The organism is Arthrobacter sp. TmT3-37 (assembly GCF_054510835.1).
In genome coordinates, this window is record NZ_JBTNDU010000001.1 from 296743 (window position 1) to 318610 (window position 21868).

Genomic DNA, 21868 nt, shown 5'->3' on the forward strand with positions numbered 1-21868 from the left:
CCGATGCTGCAGCAGGCCGGCGCCGGGCACGCCACGCACTGCCCCTACTGCGCCCTCCAGTGCGCCATGACCGTGACGCCGGCAGCCGGGGGCGACGGCGTGACAGTCACCGGACGCGTCTTCCCCACCAACCGCGGCGGCCTGTGCCGGAAGGGCTGGTCCGCCGCCGAACTGCTCCGGCACCCGGACCGCCTCACCGCGCCCCTGGTCCGGAACGGGGACGGCGACCTGCAGGAAGCGGCGTGGGACGACGTCCTGCAGCTGATCAGCGATCGGGTCCACCGCATCCAGGCGCAGCACGGCCGGGACGCCGTGGCGGTGTTCGGGGGCGGCGGGCTCACCAACGAGAAGGCCTACACGCTCGGCAAGTTCGCCCGGCTCGCGCTGCGCACCTCCCGCATCGACTACAACGGCCGCTTCTGCATGTCCTCTGCGGCAGCGGCCGGGAACCGGGCCTTCGGCGTCGACCGCGGCCTGCCCTTCCCGCTCGCGGACCTCGACGACGCCTCCGTGGTCCTGCTCCTCGGCTCGAACGCGGCCGACACCATGCCCCCGTTCGTCCAGCACCTGCGGGGTGCGCAGTCCGCGGGCGGGCTGGTCGTCGTCGACCCCCGCCGTTCGGCGACGGCGCGGCTCACGGACCAGGGCAGGGGCATCCATCTGCAGCCCACACCGGGCACTGACCTCGTGCTCCTGCTCGGTCTCGCGCATGTCGTGGTCGCGGAGGGCCTCGAGGACGTCCGCTACCTCGCGGCCCGCACGAGCGGGCACGACGACGTCGCACGCGGCCTCGCACGCTGGTGGCCGGAGCGCGTCTCGGGCATCACGGGAGTCCCCGCGGCCGCCATCCGGGCGACGGCGAGACTCCTGGCGCAGGGAGCCCGCAGCGGAGCGGCCGGGGGCCCCGGCGCCTACATCCTCACCGGGCGCGGCATCGAGCAGCACGCGGACGGCACCGACACCACCACCGCCGCCATCAACCTCGCCCTCCTCCTCGGCCTGCCCGGGACCGCGCACAGCGGGTACGGGACGCTCACCGGCCAGGGCAACGGGCAGGGCGGGCGGGAGCACGGGCAGAAGGCGGACCAGCTGCCCAGCTACCGGAAGATCACCGATCCCGTGGCGCGCGCACACGTCGCCGCCGTGTGGGGGGTGCCCGAGGCGGCGATCCCCGGCCCCGGGCTCCCCGCCGTCGAACTCCTCGCCTCCCTCGGTGCCCCGGGCGGTACCCGGTGCCTGTTCGTCCATGGTGCCAACATCGCGGTATCGGCCCCGGACGCGTCGACGGTGATCGCCGGGCTCCGCTCGCTCGACCTCCTGGTCGTCTCGGACTTCTTCCTGTCGGAGACCGCGGCCATGGCCGACATCGTGCTGCCGGTGCTGCAGTGGGCCGAGGAGGAGGGCACCGTCACCAACCTGGAGGGCCGGGTGCTGCGCCGGCGCGCCGCCGTCCCGCCGCCCCCCGGGGCCCGGAGCGAACTGTGGATCCTGCAGGAGCTCGCCCGGCTGCTGGCGGCTCCGTCCCTGTTCAGCGAGGACCCGGAGACCATGTTCGACGAGCTCGCCCGCGCGAGCGCCGGCGGGATCGCGGACTACTCCGGCCTCGACTACACCGTGCTCGACGGCGAGGAGCCGGCCTACTGGCCCTACCCCGCCGGCAGCACCGGGACCCCCCGCCTGTTCCTCGACGCCTTCGCCCACCCGGCCGGACGCGCCCTGCTGGTCCCCGTCGCGCCACGCCCCGATACGGCCGGTGCGGGCGCTCCGGCCCCCTTGCTCCTGGCCACGGGCCGCCTCCTCGAGCACTACCAGTCGGGAACACAGACCCGGCGCGTCGCCGAACTCCTCGCGGCGCAGCCGGCGGCGCGCCTCCAGCTCCACCCCGCCACGGCGAGGGACCTCGGCGTCGCCCAGGGCGACCCCGTCGTCGTCACGAGCGCCTCCGGCGAGGCCCGTGCGCTGGCGGACCTCACACCGGACATCCGCCAGGACACCGTCTTCCTCGCCTTCCACTACGCGGAGGCGGGCAGCGCGAACCTGCTCACGGGCAGCACCACGGATCCGGTCTCGGGGATGCCCGAGTTCAAGACGACGCCCGTGCGGGTCTCGCCCCTGTCCCCGTCCTTCCGTCCCGCAGGCACCGACCGGCTGGAGGCCATCGCATGAGCACCGACGCGAGCACGGACGCGACCACGGACGCGAGCACACCGGAGCGGATCGTCGTGGTGGGTTTCGGGCCCGTTGCGGCTCGTCTCCTCGAGCACCTCGAACCACTCGTCGCCGCCGGCCGCGTGGCCCTGACCGTCGTCGGGCAGGAGGACGACGCCGCCTACAACCGGGTGCTCGTCGCGGACGTGGGCGTCGGCCGCGTCCGGGAAGCCGCGATCCGGCTCGCCGACGCGGAGAAGCTGTCGGCCGGAGGCGTCGACGTACGGCTCGGAACGCGCGTGGTCCGGGTGGACAGGCCCTACCGGCGGGTCCTGCTCGCCGACGGACAGGCCCTCGGGTACGACCGCCTCGTGCTCGCCACCGGCTCCCGCCCCGTCCTCCCGCGGCTCGACGGCCTCGACGACGCCGATAGGCTCCCGCCGGGCGTCGGCTTCCTCCGCGACCTCGGCGACGCCCGCGCGGTCACCGCCGCCCTGGCCGCCCAGCAGCGCATCGTGGTGCTCGGCGGCGGCATCCTCGGCATCGAGGCGGCCCTCGCCGCGGCGGAGGAGGGCGGCCGGGTCACGCTCGTGCACTCCGGACGCTCCCCCATGGAACGGCTCCTCGGGGAGGGCGCCCGGGTCCTGGCGGCGGCACTGACCAGGGCGGGCATCACCGTGGTCGCCGGGACGTCGACAGGCATCCGCCTCACCGACGGTCGCTTCTCCGCGCTCGCCCTCGAGGGCGGGGCCCGGGTGGAGGGAGGTGCCCTCGTGCTCGCCTGCGGAGTGCGGCCGCGCACCGAGCTCGCCGACGGGTGCGACCTGGCGACCGCGGACGGCATCCTCGTGGACCACGACCTGCGGGCCCTCGGCACCGGCGGCGTCTGGGCGATCGGCGACTGCGCCGAGGTCTGCTGCGGGGTCAGCACCTGCGCGGCCTGCACCGGGGCCACCGCTCCCCCGGGCCTCATCGGTCCCGGCTGGCAGCAGGCGGACCAGCTCGGGCTCGCTTTCGCAGCGGAGCTCGCGGGCTTCCCCGTCGCCGCCGCCGGACCTCCCGAGCGGCGCGACGCCGTGCTGGTCCTCAAGGCACGCGGCGTGGACGCCGTCACCGCCGGGGAGACCGACGCCGATCCGTGGACCGTCGCGCCCGGTCTCGCCGTCGCGGTCTGGGCGGACCCCGGGCACGGCCGCTACGCGAAGATGGTCACGCGCGACGGCGTCCTGACGGGCCTCGTCTGCGTGGGCATGCCGCGGACCGGCGCCGAACTGGTCCTGCTCTTCGAGCGCCGGAGCGAACTACCCGCCGACCGGTCGAGCCTGCTCAGCCTGGACAGTGCCGAAGGGGTGCTCGCGGCACTGCCTCCCGGACCGGACGCGACCCTCTGCCGGTGCGCGGGCGTCACCCGCGGCACCGTGCAGGAGTCCGTCGCCGGCGGCTGCTCCTCCGTCCCGGAGGTGTCCGCGGGCACGCGGGCCGGGACGGGCTGCGGCGGCTGCCACGACGACATCCGCTCCGTGATCGAGCACCACTTCGCCGTCGCGGTGGCGTCCTGAACCGCGGCGGGAGGGCGCGGACCCCGCCCGGATCCGGATCCGGGTCCGGGTCCGGAAGGGTCCTACACGTGCAGGCGGTACCCCCGCTTCACCACGGTCTCCACCAGGCCCGGGTCGGGCAGGGACTTGCGCAGCCTGTTCACGTTCATGTCGAGCGCATGACCGGCGCCGGTATGGGCCAGCAGCCCGGTCAGTGCGTCACGGCTGAGGACGGCACCGCGAGCGGACAGCAGCGCCTTGAACAGCACGAGCTGAGCGGGTGCTAGATCCACCTGGACCTCGTCCACCCGGACCGACCGGCCCCGCACCTCGACGTAGCCGGACCGCGTCCTGAGCTGCTCCACGTGGTGTTCGGCGAGATGGTCGCAGACCAGCCGGATCAGCGCGCCCATCCGGAAACGCTCGGGCACGATCGGCTCGATGCCGGCGTCGATCAGGGGCTGCGCTGTCACCGGTCCCACGGCCGCGGCCAGGACGCTGCGCCGGAACCGCTGGATCAGTTCCTCCTCGAGGCCCTGCTCGGCGGCGGTGCTGAACAGCGCGTCGACGGCGGGCGCACTCGTGAAGGTGACGCAGTCCAGCTGCCCGGCGCAGACGGCGTCGATGAGCCGGGGCAGCCGCTCGGACCCCTCCGGCTTGATCCACCGGTAGGGCGTGACGGTGAGGAGCGTCGCGCCGGATGCCCGGAGCCGTTCCAGCTGATGGGCGTCGGCGTAGGCGTGCAGCTGGACACCGATGGTCAGCCCTGACAGGTCCTGCTGCAGCAGCTCGTCCACGAGCGTGGCCGTGGTCTCGTCCGAACTGATCCCGACGTCGTCGAGTCCCGCCGCCCGCACAGCGCCCCTGGCCTTCGGGCCCCGGACGTAGATCCGGCCTGCCCCGAGCACCTCGAGGAGGTCGTCGCCCAGCCCTGCGGCGTCCGCGGCCTCGAACCACCGGCGCATCCCGTACGCGGTGGTAATGAGGAACAGGTCAGGGCGTGCGGACACCATGGCCGCCGTGTCCGCGAGCAGTTCCACGTCCTCGGCGATGGGCGCGATCTTCAGCGCCGGCGCGTGGAACACCGAGGCGCCGCGCCGCTCGAGCGCGTCGATCAGGTCACCGGAGCGGCGGTCCGAGGTCACGCCGATCCGGAAGCCCGCGAGCTGTCCGCCGGAGCCGTCCAGCCGGATGGCCTCGGTCATGATGCCAGCGATTCGGTCAGCCGGGCGAGGTGTGCCGCGCCGCCCTGCAGGTCCAGACCCACCCGCACCACCTCGCCGATCACGAGCACCGCGGGCGACTGGCACCGTGCGGCGCCGGCCGCCGTGACGATCGTCGAGAGGGTTCCCGCCGTCGTCCGCTGGGACGCGCTGTAGCCGCGCTCGACGACGGCGACCGGCATGTCGGGCCGCATCCCTGCCCTGCCGAGACCGGAGACGAGCTGCGGCAGCGTCGAGACGCCCATCAGGACCACGAGGGTCCCCCCGAGCCCTGCCAGGTGCAGGTGCTCCTCGTCGGTCAGCGGTGCATGGCCGGAGACGACGGTGAACAGATGGCTGACGCCGCGGTGCGTGACGGGGATGCCGGCGGCAGCCGGTACGGAGATCGCCGAGCTGACGCCGGGGATCACGCGGCACGGTACCCGCGCCTGGAGGCACGCGGCGAGTTCCTCGCTGCCGCGGCCGAACACGAACGGATCGCCGCCCTTGAGCCGGACCACGGAGCGACCCGCGAGCGCATGACGCACCAGGAGTTCGTTGATGCCGGACTGCGGGACCCGGTGGTGGCCGGGGAGCTTGCCGACGTCCACCAGCTCCGCTGCGGGGGCCAGCTCCGCGAGCGAGTCCGTCGGGGCGAGCCGGTCGTAGAGCACCACGTCGGCCCCCCGGAGTGCTGCGGCCGCGTCGAGGGTCAGGAGCCCCAGCGCGCCGGGACCGCCGCCCACCAGGGTCACCGATCCGGAGTCCTCGGCCGCCGGTTCGGTGCCGAGGAGCGTGCCCGTGCGACGGCACGCCGCCCGGACGGCGTCGGCCAGGGGCTCGGAGAGCCCGTCCACGACGACGGCGAGCGCGGTGCCGTGCAGCACGGCGTCGTCGAATCCGGCCGGTGCGGATCCGGTGCAGGGGACCACGTCGGCTCCTGCCGCCCGGTACCGTGCCACCGCCCTGCGGGCGGCCCGCTCGCCGCCGACGACCACCACGCGCCGGCCTGCCAGATCGAGGTCCAGGTGCACGCTTCAGCCCTCCAGGGTTCCGGTTGCGGTGCGGACGGGGATCGCCGTACCGAGTCCCACGCGGCCGGCGCCGGCCTCGATCTCCGCGGGGGTGGCGGGGCGCTGCTGCCCGCGTTCCTCCACGAGGACGATCGACTGGTCCGCGGCGTCGGGGGCGTTGACGAAGGAACGGAAGCGGCGGAGCCGGACGGGGTCCTTCAGCGTCGCCGCCCATTCGTCCTCGTAGTGTTCGACGTGCCGGGCCATCGCGGCTTCGAGGTCCTCGGCGATCCCGAGGGAGTCGTTCACGACGACGTCCCGCACGTGGTCGAGGCCGCCCTCGAGGTCGTCCATCCAGCGGGCCGTCCGCTGCATGCGGTCCGCGGTGCGGATGTAGTACATGAGGTACCGGTCGATGTAGCGGATGAGGGTTGCACCGTCGAGGTCCTGCGCGAGCAGCTGTGCGTGGGCGGGCTGGAAGCCGCCGTTGCCGCCGACGTACAGGTTCCAGCCCTGGTCGGTGGCGATCACGCCGACGTCCTTGCTCCGTGCCTCGGCGCACTCCCGGGCACAGCCCGAGACGCCCATCTTGAACTTGTGGGGTGCGCGGAGCCCGCGGTAGCGCAGCTCCAGGTCGATCGCCATGGCGACCGAGTCCTGCACGCCGAACCGGCACCAGGTGGACCCGACGCAGGACTTCACGTTCCGCAGGGCCTTGCCGTAGGCCTGCCCGGACTCGAACCCGGCCTCCACGAGGATCTTCCAGATCTCCGGCAGCTGCTCCAGCCGGGCCCCGAAGAGGTCGATCCTCAGCGCACCGGTCAGCTTGACGTACAGGCCGAACTGCTCGGCGACCTGCGCGATCACGGCGAGCTTCTGGGGCGTGATCTCCCCGCCGGGGATGCGCGGCACCACCGAGTAGGTGCCGTTGCGCTGCATGTTCGCGAGGGCGCGGTCGTTGGTGTCCTGCAGCGTGCCGCGGCCGCCGTCGAGCACGTACTCCCCGCGCTGCGTGGCGAGGATCGAGCCGATGGCCGGCTTGCAGATGTCGCAGCCGTGGCCGGCCCTGGCCTCGTCCGTCGCGCCGAAGCGGCCGAGGATGTCCTGGAAGGAGCCGAGGTCGAGCGCCTGGATGGCCTCGAACAGCTCCGGACGCGACATCGCGAAGTGCTCGCAGATGCCCTTCGGGACGGTCCGGCCGGCCTTGGTGAGCTCGCTGTCGAGCAGCTTCTTGAGCATCGGCACGCAGGAGCCGCACTGGGCCCCGGCCCGCGAGCAGGCCTTGAGGGCCGGCAGGTCCAGCGCCGGTTCCGCGGCGCCGCCGTCCTCCCCCACCCCGTGGACCGCCGAGCGGCAGGCGCCCGCGGTGACGTTGTTGCACGAGCAGAGGATGACGTCGTCGGGCAGTTCCGACGGCGGCGCCTCGCCGCCACCGGCCGAGGACAGGTACGCACCCGGCTCCGCCGGAAGCTCCCGGCCCAGCAGGGGCCGGAGGGCGGAGTAGGGCGCGGCGTCGCCGACGAAGATGCCGCCGAGCAGCGTCTTCGCGTCGTCGGTGACCACGAGCTTCTGGTAGAGCCCGCGCGCCGGGTCCGCGTAGACGATCTCCAGGCTGCCCTCGGTGTCCGCGAGCGCGTCCCCGAAGCTCGCGACCTCCACGCCGGAGAGCTTGAGCTTGGTGGCCGTGTCGAAGCCGGGGAACGTGGACACACCGCCGAGGATCCCGTCGGCGCAGACCTCGGCCATCGCGTTCGCGGGTGCTACGAGGCCCATGCTGACGCCCTCGTAGCTGGCCACCTCGCCGATCGCCCAGACTCCGGGCATCGCGGTCTCGCACGCCGCGCTGATGACGACGCCGCCGCGGGGCGCCACCTCGAGCCCTGCGTCGCGCGCGAGTTCGTCGCGCGGCCGGATGCCCACCGCGAACACCACGAGGTCGGCCGGCAGCACCGTTCCGTCGCTCAGCGCCACACCCGTGACCCGGCCGTCGTCGTCCGTGTCGATGGACGTCGGCGACCCGCCGCAGTGGATGCCCAGCCCCTTGGCCGCGATGAGGCGGCCCAGCGCCTGCCCGCCGCCCTGGTCGAGCTGGGCGTTCATGAGCCAGCCTGCCCGGTTCACCACGGTCGACGCGGCGCCGAGCTGCTGCAGTCCGCCGGCGGCCTCGAGGCCGAGGAGTCCGCCGCCGATGACGACGGCGTGTGGAGTCCTGCCGAGCTCGGCGGCGAGGCGTGCGGTCTCCGAGCGGAGCCACTGGACGTCCTCGAGCGTCCTGTACACCGCGGCGTGCTCCCCGCCCGGCAGGGGCAGCCGCACGGCGTCGGATCCGGTGGCGAGTACGACGTCGTCGTAGGCGTACTTCTCGCCCGACGCGCCGATGACGCACCGTGCGGCGAGGTCCAACCGGACGGCGCGCTCCCCCGTGACGAGCCGGATGGCCGGTTCGCGCCACATGAGCGGCTCGCCGAGGCCGAGGTCGACGTCGTGGAGCAGGGCGCTGCTCAGCGCGACGCGGTCGTAGGGTGCGTGCGGCTCCTCGGTGAGCACGGTGACGGAGAGGCCGTCGGTGCCGCGCCGCCACAGGGCCTCGACGAGCCGGTGGGCTGCCGGCCCGCCCCCGACGACGACGATGCGCCGGTCGGATGCCGGGACGGCGTCGGCGGGCCGGGCTGCTCGGTTCTCGCTCATGGTGTGCCTTCCGTCCGGGGCCGGGGCGGTCCCGCGTCCGGTTCCACCGTACGAAGGGGCAATTACTCCTGTGTGTCGCGGATGTATCGCAAAGTTAACTTCGGGCTCACGGATGGTCGGAGGGCCGGTGAGGCGCAAGTTACCCGGCCGCAACAGCGCCGGGACGCAGGCGACACGTCCGCTGCCTAGCGTTGGTCCCACCGCACACCACCGAGGGGAATGCCATGACCGAACTCGTACTGCAGCGTCCTGCCGCATCCAGCGCCGGCTGGGTCGCGGTCTGCCACCTCGACGACCTCGAGGAATGCTGGGGAGAGGCGGCCCTCGTCGGCCAGGAACAGGTCGCGCTGTTCCGGTTGCCGGGGAACCTGCTCCACGCCGTGGGCAACATCGACCCCCGGACGCGGGCCGCCGTCATGGCGCGGGGCATCGTGGGATCGCGCGGCACGACGGCGACGATCGCCTCTCCCCTGCACAAGGAGGTCTACGACCTGGCGACCGGGGCGTGCCTCTCCGGAGGGCCGGGTCTGCGTGCGTATCCCGTCCGGTGCGTGGACGGGGTCGTCGAGGTCGGCGTTGCCGCCTGAGGCGCCGCGGGTGCTTCAATGGCTGCCATGACCGCTTCCCCGTCCGGCTTCATAGCGCCCGTCCTGATCGCCTGCTCGCACGGCACCGACAACGCCCAGGGGCGCCTCGAGATCGACGCCGTGCGCTCCGGCATCGAGGCCCTGCGTCCGGGGCTCGAGGTCCTCGAGGCATACGTCGATGTGCAGGAGCCCGATCTCGTGGAGGTCGTCGCGGCACTGCCGCCCGGGCGCACGGCGGTCATCGTCCCCCTGCTGCTCTCCGTCGGCTACCACGTGAAGGTGGACATCGCGCGCGCTGCTGCGGGCAGGCCGGGCACGGTGGCGGCCCTGCCGCTGGGGCCGGATCCGCGCCTGGCCTCCGTGCTGCAGCAGCGGCTGCTCGAAGCGGGCGTACCGGACGACGACCCCGTGGTCCTGGCCGCCGCCGGGTCCTCCGATGCCTGCGCCGCGGAGGATGTCGCCGAGGTGCTGGCCGTCCTCGCCGAGGGCCGCACGAGTCCCGTGCGTGCGGGGTTCGGATCGAAGGCCTCGCCGTCCGTGCCCGACGCCGTCGCGTCCTACCGCTCGGTCGGGTCGGGGCCTGTGGCCCTGGCCTCCTACCTGCTCGCTCCCGGGTATTTCCACGACCAGTTGGCGAAGGCGGGCGCCGACGTCGTCAGCGCCCCGCTGCTGCCAAATCCTGCGATCGCGGAGATCGCCCTCGACCGGTACGACGACGCCGTGGCGCGCCTGCTCGCGGGTGGTCCGCAGCCGGGGTCCGTGTGCCGGCGTCCGTGCCGGGCCCTGGTCCCGACCTGCGTGCGGAGTGCGGCGACCCAGCCGGTCTGACGCGGCGCTGCTACGCGACGGGCTCGAGGGAGAGGCGTTCCTGTACCGTGGCGGCCAGGTCCTCGGCGATGCGCTGCGCCGTGCCGGTGTCGCCCGCCTCGACCATGACACGCACCACGGGCTCCGTGCCGGACGGGCGCAGCAGCACGCGTCCGGTCTCGCCCAGGATCGCCTCGGCCTCGCGGACGGCCTCCTGCACGCCCTCGTCCGACGTGGCCGCCGTGCGGTCCACCCCCTTGACGTTGATGAGCACCTGCGGGAGTTTCGTCATCACGGCCGCGAGTTCCTTGAGGCTCTTGCCCGTCGCGGCCATGCGTGCCGCGAGCTGGAGGCCGGTGAGGACGCCGTCACCGGTGGTGGCGTACTCCGCGAAGATGACGTGGCCGGACTGCTCGCCGCCGAGGCTGTAGTCGCCGTCGCGCATGCCCTCGAGGACGTAGCGGTCACCGACGCCGGTCTCCTTGATGGTGATGCCCGCCTCGCGCAGCGCGATCTTCAGTCCGAGGTTGCTCATGACGGTGGCCACGAGCGTGTCCTCCCGGAGCTTCCCGGCATCCCTCATGGCCAGTGCCATGACAGCCATGATCTGGTCGCCGTCGACCACCGTGCCCTCGTGGTCCACCGCGAGGCACCGGTCGGCGTCGCCGTCGTGGGCTATGCCCAGGTCGGCGCCGTGCTCGAGGACGGCGGCCTGGAGCTTCTCGAGGTGGGTGGAGCCGTAGCCGTCGTTGATGTTGACGCCGTCCGGGTCGGCACCGATCACCACGATGTCCGCGCCGGCGTGCCGGAACACCTCCGGGGAACAACCGCTCGCCGCGCCGTGCGCACAGTCGAGGACCACCTTGAGTCCCTCGAGGCGGTGCGGGAGGGTCTGCAGCAGGTGGACCACGTAGCGGTCCTCGGCGTCCGCGAAGCGCTGGATCCTGCCCACGTCGCCGGCCACCGGGCGGTGCCGGGGATTCGCCATCTCGTCCTCGATGGCGTCCTCGAGCGCGTCGCTGAGCTTCTTGCCGCCACGGGCGAGGAACTTGATGCCGTTGTCCGGGGCCGGGTTGTGCGAGGCGGAGATCATCACGCCGAAGTCCGCGTCGAGGTCAGCCACCAGGAACGCCGCGGCGGGCGTGGGGAGGACCCCCGCGTCGTAGACGTCGACACCGGAACTCGCGAGGCCCGCCTCCACGGCTGCGGCGATGAACTCGCCGCTGATGCGCGGATCACGGGCGATCACCGCGGTGGGCCGGCGGTCACCGGCGACGGCGTTGTGCCCGAGCACGACGGCGGCCGCCTGGGCCAGCTGAAGGGAGAGTTCCGCCGTGATCAGGCCGTTGGCCAGACCGCGCACGCCGTCGGTGCCGAATAACTTGCTCATCGTTGATCATCCTAGGTGAAGAACATGACACCACTGAGGTGGGTCCCAACAAGGTTAAAGCACGATGCCCGCCCGGAAGTCCGGACGGGCATCTGCGCGTGTCCCCAGGCTTAGCGCTTGGAGTACTGAGGCGCCTTGCGGGCCTTCTTGAGACCAGCCTTCTTGCGCTCGATGACGCGGGCGTCACGAGTCAGGAAGCCTGCCTTCTTGAGGGCCGGGCGGTTGTTCTCGCGGTCGATCTCGTTGAGCGTCCGTGCGACACCGAGACGGAGGGCGCCGGCCTGGCCGGAGGGTCCACCACCGTGGATGCGTGCGATGACGTCGTAGGCGCCGTCGAGCTCGAGGAGCTTGAACGGGTCGTTGACTTCCTGCTGATGCAGCTTGTTCGGGAAGTAGTCGGCGAGCTCGCGCCCGTTGACGATCCACTTGCCGGTGCCGGGGACGAGGCGCACGCGGGCGACTGCTTCCTTGCGGCGTCCGACCGCTCCGCCGCCGACGGTCAGCGCAGGGCGCTCCTTCGTGGTGGCCTCGCTGGCATCGGTGGACTCTGAGGTGTAGCTCGTGAGCTCCTCAGTGGGTTCATTCAGCTCTTCAGTGTTCTGAGCCACGGTTCTCCTTGAAGTGATTTCTTAGTGTTGGTGGCCAGGACTACTGGGCGACCTGGGTGATTTCGAACGTCTTGGGCTGCTGTGCGGCGTGGGGGTGCTCGGCGCCGCGGTAGACCTTCAGCTTGCCGATCTGCTGTGCTGCCAGCGAGTTCTTGGGGAGCATGCCACGGATGGCCTTCTCGACGGCGCGCTCCGGGTTCTTGTCCAGGAGTTCGACGTAGCTGGTCGACTTCAGGCCGCCCGGGTAACCGGAGTGGCGGTAGGCGCGCTTCTGCTCCAGCTTGGAGCCGGTGAGCGCTACCTTCTCTGCGTTGATGATGATGACGAAATCGCCCATGTCGATATGGGGGGCAAAGGTCGGCTTGTGCTTTCCGCGCAGCAGTGTTGCGGTCTGGCTGGCAAGACGGCCTAGGACTACGTCAGTGGCGTCGATGACGTGCCACTGGCGGGAGATATCGCCTGGCTTCGGGGTGTACGTACGCACGGTGTTGGCCTTCGTTTCTATTTCGGTGTCGCCCGCATCCACGGAGATCTCCGTGCCCGCGGGCTCAGCTTATTCATGCGCTACCGGAACTTCAGGTGAGGGCTGAAATACGACCAGTTATCCCGTAAATCTCGGCTCCGCCCCCGGGCCAGGTGGTTCTGCAACTGAACCGCTCCGTGGGGCGCAGACGTATCGAGCTGGGATACGCACAACGACTACCAAGGTTATCCTGCGCCGTGCCCCAGGTCAAAATGGCCTGCTCCTTCGCCCGTCCGTCGGTTCGCCGGCCGGCGATGCGATTCTTCTCTGTCGTCGGCTGCTGCACTCAAGAAGTCACACCCGTGCTTGGGTTAGCGCAGGTTTCCCGCAGTACGAAGGTCAAAGGGTAAAGCTTCGCTCATGTTCGCCTACGTTTCGGCGATTTCGGCAATTTCGCGGTCTACCTTCTGAGCAGAGCTGGTCCGGGGCCAGCCCCCGGACCTGCCGTCCGTGATTCGTCCACCCTCATGAAGGAGCCACCATGATCGCACTGTATGCAACCCTCTCCACCGTCCTGTACACGGCAAAGGCACGCCTCACGACCGAGGAGAAGGGCGCAACGATGGTCGAGTACGGCCTGATGGTCGCGCTCATCGCCGTCGTCGTCGTCGCCGCTCTCGTCACGCTCGGTCCGAAGATCGCTGGGCTCTTCACCACGGTCTCCGGCAAGCTCTAGGCATCATCGGTCGGTTCCGGCGGCATCGCTGCCGGAACCGACCCGCAACTCCGTTTCGCTGCAGAATCCGCTATGTCCCAACAGCCGCCCGGGACAGCCAGAGCCCACGCCGGATCCCGTCGGCCACTACACCATCCATCGTTCGTTCATCAGCTTCAAAGGAGCACATGATGCTTGCACTGTACGTAACACTCCAGACGGTCGTGCACACGGCAAAAGGTCGCCTGACCAACGAGGAGAAGGGCGCAACGATGGTCGAGTACGGACTGATGGTGGCTCTCATCGCCGTCGTCGTCGTAGCTGCCCTCGTCACCCTCGGCCCCAAGATCGCCGGGCTGTTCACGACGGTCTCAGGAAGCCTCTAGCCCCACGAAAGCCTCTCGATGTGGGGTCTTCGAAAACTGCTTTCGCACCCACACGCTACGAAGGAAGGACAGGACCATGAGCAGACTCCAGAGTGAACGTGGAGCAGTAGCCCTTGAAATGGCCTTGGTCCTGCCCATCCTTCTTCTCATCCTTGTCGGCATCCTCGAATTCGGCCGAGTGATGAACGTTCAGATCTCCCTGACCCATGCCGCTCGCGAGGGTGCGCGACACGCAGCCATCCACTACGACGACGGAACTATGAACGTGACCGGCACAGCACTCGCTGCCGCCCCCTCCCTCAGTGGCTTGCCCGTCACCGTCACCAGTAACGCCACGGCGTGCGCTCCGAACCGCAATGTCACCGTGACAACACGGGTGCTGCTGCCCTCGATGTCCGGGTTCCTGAACGCGGGGCTGTTTCCCATGGACCTCGAGGGTATAGGGGTCATGCGGTGCGGCGGATGAAGCGGGCCCATTCGCGTGGCCTCAAGGACGAGCAGGGAGCTGTCGCCGTCTTCGTCGCGCTCACGATGGTGGTTATTCTGGCGATGGCGGCGCTCGCTATCGATGTCGGAGCCATGTACGTGGAGAAGGCTCAACTGCAGAACGGGGCTGACGCCTCTGCCCTCGCCATCGCCAATGATTGTTCGAAAGGCAATTGCGGTGCCGTGAACAGCACTGGCCAGGATTTCGCCAACCGCAACGCCGGCGACGCGACGAGTGGGATCACCTCCATCACCTTCCCGACCGCAACCAGCGTGCGCGTTCAGACCAATGCGCGGGAGGCGGGAACGGGTGCCAACCACTTCTCTCTCGCTTTCGCGCGGGTCCTCGGCATCGACAACACGAAGATCACAGCTACCGCCACCGCAAGCTGGGGCGCGCCAGCTCGTGGAGCCACCCTTCCCTGGACGATCAGTCAGTGCGTGTTCCGGCAGTCGATGAGCGCTTCGCAACGAACGCAGCTCGATTCGACGGGGAACTTCGCCGGAGACCCCATCCCCACGCACATCCTCCTCCGCTACGACGAGAACACTCCGTCATACCCGGGTTGCGCAGCGCAGAACGGCTATGCCGCGGGTGGCTTCGGCTGGCTGGATCTGGACAACGGGAAGTGCGCGGCCGACGTGAACATCTCCTCAGGAGATGTGGGCAGCAATCCCGGGAACAACTTCCCGAGCGTCTGCGGTGCCACCCTGACCACTCTCACTTCCGACCCCGTCCTGATTCCGCTGTTCAGCTCGTCGTCCGGCACCGGCTCCCGCGCCACTTACGCCCTCACGGGCTTCGCGGCCTTCCGGGTCACGGGCTACAAGTTCGGTGGCTCTCTCGAGCTGAACGACTCGTCAGCGCCTGCCTGTGTCGGCAACTGCCGAGGGATCCAGGGCTACTTCACCCGATTCGTCTCGCTGAACGACGCCTTGATTACGTCGCCCACCGCCCCCAACTTCGGCGCCTCCGTCGTCGGACTCTCGGACTAGGACCACCGTGACACCACTCATCATTCCAGGCCACGATTGCAGGAGCTGCCGGTTGTGAAGACACGACTCATCGGAGGTCTCGCAGCACTCGTTCTGGCAGTCATGGGAACGGCCCTTCTCGTCCTGTATGTGGGGGCAGCCGATAGCCGCGCCCAGGAGGGGCTCTCCCCCACCGAGGTACTGGTGGTGCAGGAGCGCGTCCCCGCCGGCACCCCGGTCGACGAACTGAGCACCATGGTGACCTCGGAATCGCTGGTCAAGTCGGCGGTTGTGCCGCTCGCCCTGACAACTCTCGAAGGGCAGGAAACCAGAATTACGGCAGTCGACCTCCTTCCGGGCGAGCAGCTGCTCGCGGAACGCCTCGTCAAGCCCGAAGACTTCGCACCGGGTACCGTGCCTGTTCCCGACGGCCTGGAAGAGGTGACTGTACTCCTCGCTCCCGAACGCATGCTGGGCGCGAGGATCAGTGCAGGGGATCGGGTCGGCGTCTATATCTCCGGCGAATTGGAAGAGGAAGCGCCGGACTTTGAGCGTCTGCCCGATGAGATGATCGGCTTCAAGCAGTACACAAATCTCAACTTCCAGAACGTCCTGGTCACCGCCGTGCAGCAGGCTGCGCCGGAGGCGGAGGATTCCGCCGGCGCCGGGGCAGACGCTGTCGCCATGCCCACCGGTTCTGCTTTTGTCACTCTCGCGGTGAACGACCTTGACGCTGGTCGAATCATCTTCGGGGCAGAATTCGGCAGTATCTGGTTCACGAAAGAATCCGACGCCTCTCAAGAAGCGGATACGCCGGTTATCACCATCCCCGAGGTCGTCAAATGAGCAGGTTCGTGATCATCACCGCTGTGCGGGACTTCGAGAGTCGGGTCCGCCAAGCCATCGCCGGCGTCCTGCCGGGAGACCTACAGACGCTCCCGCCGGAGGCCGTCCTCCTCGTCCCGGACGCGCTCCTGCAGCAGGTCACGGGCGGTCAGCCGGACGTCCTGATCTTCGGCCCCGGAGTGAGACCGGAAGATGCGCTGGCCCTTGCCGCCATCTTCGATATCCAGTACCCCGACATCAGCCTGGTCCTTGCCGCACCCGCGACCCCTGATGTCATGCTGGGCGCGATGCGGTCGGGTATCCGCGACGTCATCAGTGCCGAGATCGACCTGAATGAGCTACAGGCACTCCTGCAGCGGGCCTGCGCCGCCTCCGAACGGCGTCGGCGCAACAGTGGTCAGCAGACCGAGAATGACCACGCGCGTGGACGCGTCATCGCAGTGATGTCGCCGAAGGGCGGAGTCGGCAAGACGACCGTAGCCACCAACCTTGCTATCGGGCTGGGGAAGATCGATCCGATGAGCGTGGTCCTCCTTGATCTGGACCTCCAGTTCGGGGACGTGGCTACCGGCTTGATGCTCGAGCCCGAGCACAGCATCACCGAAGCAGTGCATGGTGCTGCCGCCCAGGACTCGATGGTTCTGAAGGCATTCCTGACCGTTCATCCCGCAGGAATCTATGCCCTGTGCGCACCGCGTTCGCCGGCCGACTCCGACTACATCACTGCAGAACATGTCACACACCTCATCAACCAGCTCGCCACCGAGTTCCGCTATGTCGTTGTCGACACGGCTCCAGGGCTTGGTGAGCATTGCCTCGCGACTCTCGAACTGGCGACCGATGGCGTCTGGATCTGTGGCATGGACGTACCGAGCGTCCGAGGTCTCCATAAGTGCTTCAGCGTCCTCAGCGATCTTCAGCTCCTTCCACAGAACCGTCACACCGTGCTCAACTTCGCTGACCGTAAGAGCGGATTAAGCGTTCGTGACGTCGAAGCCACGCTGGGCGTTCCCGTCGACGTAGTCGTTCCCCGGTCGAGAAGCTTGCCGTTCTCGACGAATCGCGGCATACCCGTTCTGCAGGCAGGGGGGAAGGACGCCGCCTACCGGGGACTTCAGAAGCTCGTTGATCGCTTCGATCCGGCCCTGGCGGCCGTTGCTCAGCGCAAAGCGCATCGCCGCGCGGTGGTCGCATGAAGCTCTCAGAGCGCCTGAGCAAGGTTTCGGGACCGCCGCCCGGCCCTCCCTCCGAGAGCGCGCGGGAGAGCGAATCCGAGCCTCCTCTGGCAGTTACCCCAACGTCCCCGGCATCGGCCACCGGTCTCCCAATCCCATCCGACATCACCCCGGCGACAGCTGCGCCCTCAACCCTCTCAGCCCGCGTCGCCGGCCCGGCTGCAAGCCACTCCGGTCACCGAGCGCAGGGAGCCGCTCCTGTCGTCGACGCACTCGGTGGACTCAAGCAGCGGGCTGCCGCGGCGCTCTTCGAACGCATGGGCAGCCGCTTCAGTGATGCATCGGTCTCCGAGGAGGAGCTACGGAAGATTGCGAAGGAGGAATTGTCTGCAGTCATCGACGAGGAACAAGTGCCCCTATCACCGGAAGAGCGCCGACGCCTCATTCGCGAGATCGCCGATGAGGTCATGGGATACGGCCCGCTGCAACGACTCCTGGAAGACCCGTCGATCACGGAGATCATGGTCAATAGTTCAGAGCAGATCTACGTCGAGCGAAAGGGACGGCTCACCCTGACCGACCTGCGCTTCACCTCCGATGATCACCTCCGACAGGTCATCGAACGGATCGTGTCAAAGGTGGGACGCCGCATCGATGAATCGTCGCCCCTTGTCGATGCGCGGCTGGAGGACGGTTCACGCGTGAATGCGATCATCCCACCCCTTGCCGTGAACGGGCCCTCGCTCACCATCCGGAAATTCGCGCAGGTGCCCATTACTGTCAACGATCTCCTGGCATGGGGCTCTCTGACCCCGGAGATGGCCGAACTCCTCGACGCGTGCGTCAAGGCCCGGCTCAACATCATCGTTTCGGGTGGAACCGGCACCGGAAAGACCACGATGCTCAATGTCGTCTCCGGCTTCATCCCCGATGACGATCGCATTGTCACCATCGAGGATGCTGTCGAACTGCAGTTGCAGCAGGCCCACGTCGTTCGGCTCGAGAGCCGTCCGGCCAACATCGAGGGCAAGGGTGCTGTCGGCATACGTGAACTGCTCAAGAACTCACTCCGAATGCGCCCAGACCGGATCATCGTGGGCGAGTGCCGCGGTGGTGAAGCCCTTGACATGCTGCAGGCGATGAACACGGGACACGACGGCTCCCTCTCTACCGTCCATGCCAACTCCCCGCGTGATGCCATCGCACGCCTCGAGACTCTCGTCCTGATGGCGGGAATGGATCTACCCCTTCGGGCCATTCGTGAACAGATTGCCTCCGCCGTCGACCTCATCATCCAACTGACGCGCATGCGCGACGGAAGCCGGCGCGTCACCCACGTAACGGAAGTGCAAGGCATGGAGGGGGAGATCGTGACCCTGCAGGACGCCTTCCTCTTCGACTATTCGGCAGGTATGGATGCGCAGGGACGTTTCCTCGGCCGTCCCATGGCCACCGGTATCCGTCCTCGCTTTCTCGACCGGTTCGAAGAACTCGGGATTCATGTTTCTCCGGGTGTTTTCGCTACAGCCCACCGGGGAGTGGCAAAGCGGTGATGGAATCACCCATGATCCTGGGGTTCGGGATGCTCCTGTGTTTCTTCTCGTTGCTGCTGGTCTTCGTCGTGGTCATCAAGCCGCGCGCTGGTGGTGTTCCTTTGAGTCGCAGGCGTCCCGGCGTTCCAGCCGAGCTGTCCGTCTTCAGTCGGGTCAGCTCGACGACTGTAGGAGCAGTCGATGACGCCTTGGGCGGTTCGAGCGGGCTGTATGGGAAGGACTTGCTGTATGACGCGGGCGTGAAGATGAAACCGGCAGACTTCACCGTCTTCGTGCTGTCGGTAGCTGTCGTCGCGGGACTTCTCGTCGGCGTCCTTTCTCACGTTTTGCTCGGACTGTTGATCGCATTGATCGTGCCGCTGGCTGCCAGGATGGCGCTCTCCGTCAAGCGTGAAAAACGAAGGGCCACTTTCGACCTTCAACTTCCCGACACCATCCAGACCCTGATCGGCGGCCTACGGGCAGGACACAGCGTGATGCGGGCGATCGATGCAGTAGCCGCAGAGGCCGAGGCCCCCTCGTCGGAAGAACTTGCCCGCATCGTCAATGAAACAAGGATCGGCAAGGATTCGCACCTCGCAATCGAGGAGGCTGCTCTCCGCATGAACAGCGAAGATTTCCGGTGGATCGCGCAGGCCATCCAGATCCATAGGGAGGTCGGAGGTGACCTCGCCGAGGTCCTCGAGCATGTCCTCGAAACCATCAGGGAACGGAGCCAGATCAAGGGCCAGGTTCGGGCACTCAGTGCCGAGGGAAAGATGTCCGCCTACATCCTGATGGCTCTGCCCGTCGGAATCGCACTGTTGTTCGCCGTCATCAATCCGCCCTACATCCTCGCTCTTGTCGAGAACCTTCTAGGCATTCTCATGATCATCGCCGCGGTGGTCATGTACGCCATCGGCGGCTTCTGGTTGAGCCGCATCATCAAGATCAAGTTCTAGGGGCCACCCGATGTCACTCCTTGTCTGGTGCGCCGCCGCGAGCGTCGTCCTTCCCGTCGCATGGCTGGGCTGGTCCCTCTCCACATCCGATCGCAAGGCAGTAGCGGCCATCCATGCGAACCTGAATCGGGGCATAGGAGAACGCAACGATCAAGCTCGAGGTGTCTCTTCGGCTCTGACGGACATCGCCCGCAGGCTGACTCCGAGGGCCTATATCGTGAAGATCGATGCGTGGCTCGCGCTCGCGGGCAGGCCGGCCGCGATGCCGCTCGAGAAGATCATTGTCGCCAAACCGCTCCTCGCGATTGTCGGCATCATGTTCGGGCTCCTCTTGTTCAGCAGCGCCCCCACACTCGGGGTCGTCATGTTGGGCCTCTTCGTCACGATCCTCTTCTATTTCGTCCCGGATCTGCTCGTCTACAACACAGGCATCAAGCGCCAGGAAGCCATCCAGACCGAACTGCCGGACACACTCGACCAAATGCTCATTTCGGTCGAAGCCGGACTCGGATTCGAGGCAGCGATGGCCCGTGCAGCAACCAACGGCAAAGGCCCGATGGCCCAGGAACTCACACGGACCCTGCAGGACCTTCAGGTAGGCCGCCCGCGCCGTGAGGCGTATCAGGCGCTGGCGCAACGCTCGTCGGTGCCGGACCTGAAGAGCTTCGTCGGTGCAATCGTGCAAGCCGACAAGTACGGCATCGGGATCGCGAAGGTGCTCCGTGCGCAAGCCAAACAATCGCGGGTCAAGCGTCGACAACGTGCGGAGGAGAAAGCGATGAAGCTTCCCGTCAAGGTGCTGTTCCCTTTGATGCTCTTCATTTTCCCAGTGATGTTCATCGTGATTCTTGGCCCCGCCGTCATCAATCTGATGCATTCGTTCGGCGGAATGTGAAAGGCGTAGGACATGGGAACCGGTCACATCTGTCGGTCCGCTGCCGGTTTCCCTCAAGAGCGCTGGGCCTCCGCACCGAATCAGGAGAACAGGAAAGCAATTGCGCAGTTATCCCTCAGCATCAGCCGATTCCCGTTATCTCATCGGCTTCCGGCCGTAGCCTGACATGGTGCTTCCGAACGCTACCCCGAAGGTCCTGCCACTGGTGGACCTCACCGTGCTGTCCCAGCTCGAGCGACAGCTGAACGACCCCCAACCCGCTCGGGCCTTCGCTCGCGACTACATCACGGGCTTCGAGGATCGCTACCTCCGCCTCTCCAGCTCCGTGGGGAACCGGGACCTGCCCGCCGCCATCGATGCCGCCCTCAGCCTGCGCAACTCGTCGACGATGGTCGGCGCAGCGCGGCTCTCCGCGATGGCTGCGAGCTTCGAGACCGCTGTCACCTCGGCGGACCTGGATACGGCCCGGAGGGCACTTCCAGCGATCGAGCGCTGCGGCATGGACACCATCGACGAGCTCGAGTCCCGCTACCTCGCATCGGCCTGAGACGTCGTCTGGGACATCGCTTCGAAGAGTTCCGCCTGCAGGCCGCCGGGGGGTAGGGCGATCAGGGACGGGCAGGCGTGAGCCGGTAGCCCACGCCGCGGACGGTCTGCAGCCACCGGGGGTTCTTCGGGTCCTCGTCCAGCTTCCGGCGGAGGTTCCCGATGTGCACCTCGATGGCCCGCTCGTCGGAATCGCTGATGTAGGTGTCCTCGCCGTAGTAGTCCCCACGGACCACCCTCACCAGGTCTGCCTTGGTCCTCACGGCCCCGCTGCTCCGCAGCATCTCGGCCAGCAGGTCGAACTCGCTGCGCGTCAGCGGCAGGTCCCGCCCGTCCACGACGACGGTGCGGGCGGCGGTGTTCAGCGCCAGTCCGTTGTGTTCGAGGACCGGGGACGGCTCAGGTGCCGGCGCGGGAGCAGCCGGAGCAGCAGCCGCAGCAGGCGCGGGAACCGACACGGCCGCCGGGGAGACCGCTACCGGTTCGGGGACCGCACGGGGACGTCGGAGCATGGCCGCGATCCGCGCGCGGAGCTCCCGCGGGCGGAAAGGCTTGGTCAGGTAGTCGTCGGCCCCGGACTGCAGGGCGGTGAGCGTGTCCAGCTCGTCCCCGCGGGAGGTCAGCATCACCACGTAGCAGTTGCTGGAACTCCGGATGCGCCGCAGGACCTCGTACCCGTCGATGTCCGGCAGACCCACGTCGACCGTCACCACCGTCGCGTCGTGCGTGCGGACCAGGTCCACACCGGTCCGTCCGTTGGGTGCCAGGTGCACGGTGAAGCCCGACTGCTTCAGGACCGCAGCCACGAGGTTCCGCACGTCGGCGTCGTCCTCGATGACCACTGCAACTCCCGGGTCGCTCATTCGACTCCCGCCCCCATGTGGCCTGCTCTGAAGCCCGTTCGAT

At 68.5% G+C, this 21868-nt stretch carries 21 protein-coding genes; 14 read left to right on the forward strand and 7 right to left on the reverse strand.

Features of this window, described 5'->3' with window-relative positions; all coding sequences use genetic code 11:
- Nucleotides 1–3: 3 nt before the first annotated feature.
- Together ACX80U_RS01310 and ACX80U_RS01315 are read left to right on the forward strand one after the other, a co-directional pair.
- Complete coding sequence (locus ACX80U_RS01310) at nt 4–2166, forward strand: molybdopterin oxidoreductase family protein (protein ID WP_459267156.1); 2163 nt, start codon at nt 4–6, stop codon at nt 2164–2166.
- Nucleotides 2163–3707: an FAD-dependent oxidoreductase gene (locus tag ACX80U_RS01315; protein WP_459267157.1), complete on the forward strand. Its 1545-nt coding sequence runs from the start codon at nt 2163–2165 to the stop codon at nt 3705–3707. Before ACX80U_RS01310 ends, ACX80U_RS01315 begins: the two co-directional genes overlap by 4 nt.
- Nucleotides 3708–3769: 62 nt before the next feature.
- On the opposite strand, the gene ACX80U_RS01320 is transcribed toward ACX80U_RS01315, so the two are convergent.
- From ACX80U_RS01320 to nirB, 3 genes are read right to left on the reverse strand one after another with little or no spacing between them, the layout of a single operon-like run.
- Complete coding sequence (locus ACX80U_RS01320) at nt 3770–4891, reverse strand: uroporphyrinogen-III synthase (RefSeq protein ID WP_459267158.1); 1122 nt, start codon at nt 4889–4891, stop codon at nt 3770–3772.
- Entirely contained in the window at nt 4888–5922 is a 1035-nt protein-coding gene (gene cobA / locus ACX80U_RS01325) for a uroporphyrinogen-III C-methyltransferase (RefSeq protein WP_459267159.1), read from the reverse strand. The genes ACX80U_RS01320 and cobA overlap by 4 nt, the downstream gene beginning before the upstream one ends.
- 3 nt (nt 5923–5925) lie before the next feature.
- Nucleotides 5926–8589 carry a nitrite reductase large subunit NirB gene (gene nirB / locus ACX80U_RS01330; protein WP_459267160.1) on the reverse strand — a complete coding sequence of 888 codons (2664 nt, stop codon included), beginning with the start codon at nt 8587–8589 and terminating at the stop codon, nt 5926–5928.
- 224 nt (nt 8590–8813) lie between these two features.
- On the opposite strand from nirB, the gene nirD reads away from it, so the two are divergent.
- Both nirD and ACX80U_RS01340 read left to right on the forward strand, forming a co-directional pair.
- The gene (gene nirD, locus ACX80U_RS01335) at nt 8814–9176 is read left to right on the forward strand and encodes a nitrite reductase small subunit NirD (RefSeq protein WP_133082435.1); all 363 of its coding nucleotides are present in this window, start codon (nt 8814–8816) and stop codon (nt 9174–9176) included.
- Between the two features lie 27 nt (nt 9177–9203).
- Nucleotides 9204–10004 (forward strand): sirohydrochlorin chelatase, encoded by an 801-nt coding sequence (locus ACX80U_RS01340; RefSeq protein ID WP_459267161.1) that lies wholly within the window; start codon nt 9204–9206, stop codon nt 10002–10004.
- A gap of 10 nt (nt 10005–10014) precedes the next feature.
- Here the strand turns inward: ACX80U_RS01340 and glmM are convergent, their stop codons facing one another.
- The 3 genes from glmM to rplM all read right to left on the reverse strand — a co-directional run bounded on the left by glmM (nt 10015) and on the right by rplM (nt 12465).
- Nucleotides 10015–11373 carry a phosphoglucosamine mutase gene (gene glmM / locus ACX80U_RS01345; RefSeq protein ID WP_133082433.1) on the reverse strand — a complete coding sequence of 453 codons (1359 nt, stop codon included), beginning with the start codon at nt 11371–11373 and terminating at the stop codon, nt 10015–10017.
- Nucleotides 11374–11483: 110 nt separating this feature from the next.
- Nucleotides 11484–11981: a 30S ribosomal protein S9 gene (gene rpsI, locus ACX80U_RS01350; RefSeq protein WP_133082432.1), complete on the reverse strand. Its 498-nt coding sequence runs from the start codon at nt 11979–11981 to the stop codon at nt 11484–11486.
- A gap of 40 nt (nt 11982–12021) precedes the next feature.
- Complete coding sequence (rplM, locus tag ACX80U_RS01355) at nt 12022–12465, reverse strand: 50S ribosomal protein L13 (RefSeq protein WP_133082581.1); 444 nt, start codon at nt 12463–12465, stop codon at nt 12022–12024.
- A 520-nt stretch (nt 12466–12985) separates the two neighbouring features.
- On the opposite strand from rplM, the gene ACX80U_RS01360 reads away from it, so the two are divergent.
- The 10 genes from ACX80U_RS01360 (at nt 12986) to ACX80U_RS01405 (ending at nt 20963) form a co-directional block, all read left to right on the forward strand.
- Nucleotides 12986–13180: a Flp family type IVb pilin gene (locus ACX80U_RS01360; RefSeq protein ID WP_459267162.1), complete on the forward strand. Its 195-nt coding sequence runs from the start codon at nt 12986–12988 to the stop codon at nt 13178–13180.
- A gap of 167 nt (nt 13181–13347) precedes the next feature.
- Nucleotides 13348–13545: a Flp family type IVb pilin gene (locus ACX80U_RS01365; protein WP_459267163.1), complete on the forward strand. Its 198-nt coding sequence runs from the start codon at nt 13348–13350 to the stop codon at nt 13543–13545.
- Between the two features lie 76 nt (nt 13546–13621).
- Nucleotides 13622–14011: a TadE/TadG family type IV pilus assembly protein gene (locus ACX80U_RS01370; protein ID WP_459267164.1), complete on the forward strand. Its 390-nt coding sequence runs from the start codon at nt 13622–13624 to the stop codon at nt 14009–14011.
- Nucleotides 14008–15027 (forward strand): pilus assembly protein TadG-related protein, encoded by a 1020-nt coding sequence (locus ACX80U_RS01375; protein WP_459267165.1) that lies wholly within the window; start codon nt 14008–14010, stop codon nt 15025–15027. Before ACX80U_RS01370 ends, ACX80U_RS01375 begins: the two co-directional genes overlap by 4 nt.
- 54 nt (nt 15028–15081) lie before the next feature.
- Nucleotides 15082–15852 carry a Flp pilus assembly protein CpaB gene (gene cpaB, locus ACX80U_RS01380; RefSeq protein WP_459267166.1) on the forward strand — a complete coding sequence of 257 codons (771 nt, stop codon included), beginning with the start codon at nt 15082–15084 and terminating at the stop codon, nt 15850–15852.
- Nucleotides 15849–17048, forward strand: coding sequence for an AAA family ATPase (locus ACX80U_RS01385; protein WP_459267167.1), 1200 nt, complete (start codon nt 15849–15851; stop codon nt 17046–17048). Before cpaB ends, ACX80U_RS01385 begins: the two co-directional genes overlap by 4 nt.
- Entirely contained in the window at nt 17045–18580 is a 1536-nt protein-coding gene (locus tag ACX80U_RS01390; RefSeq protein WP_459267168.1) for a CpaF family protein, read from the forward strand. Before ACX80U_RS01385 ends, ACX80U_RS01390 begins: the two co-directional genes overlap by 4 nt.
- Before the next feature lie 11 nt (nt 18581–18591).
- The gene (locus ACX80U_RS01395) at nt 18592–19521 is read left to right on the forward strand and encodes a type II secretion system F family protein (protein WP_459267169.1); all 930 of its coding nucleotides are present in this window, start codon (nt 18592–18594) and stop codon (nt 19519–19521) included.
- Between the two features lie 10 nt (nt 19522–19531).
- Nucleotides 19532–20416, forward strand: coding sequence for a type II secretion system F family protein (locus tag ACX80U_RS01400; protein ID WP_459267170.1), 885 nt, complete (start codon nt 19532–19534; stop codon nt 20414–20416).
- 169 nt (nt 20417–20585) lie between these two features.
- Complete coding sequence (locus tag ACX80U_RS01405; protein ID WP_459267171.1) at nt 20586–20963, forward strand: Hpt domain-containing protein; 378 nt, start codon at nt 20586–20588, stop codon at nt 20961–20963.
- Nucleotides 20964–21024: 61 nt separating this feature from the next.
- Here the strand turns inward: ACX80U_RS01405 and ACX80U_RS01410 are convergent, their stop codons facing one another.
- A complete protein-coding gene (locus ACX80U_RS01410) occupies nt 21025–21825 on the reverse strand; it encodes a response regulator transcription factor (protein WP_208739013.1) in 801 nt (266 codons plus the stop codon).
- Nucleotides 21826–21868 lie beyond the last annotated feature (43 nt).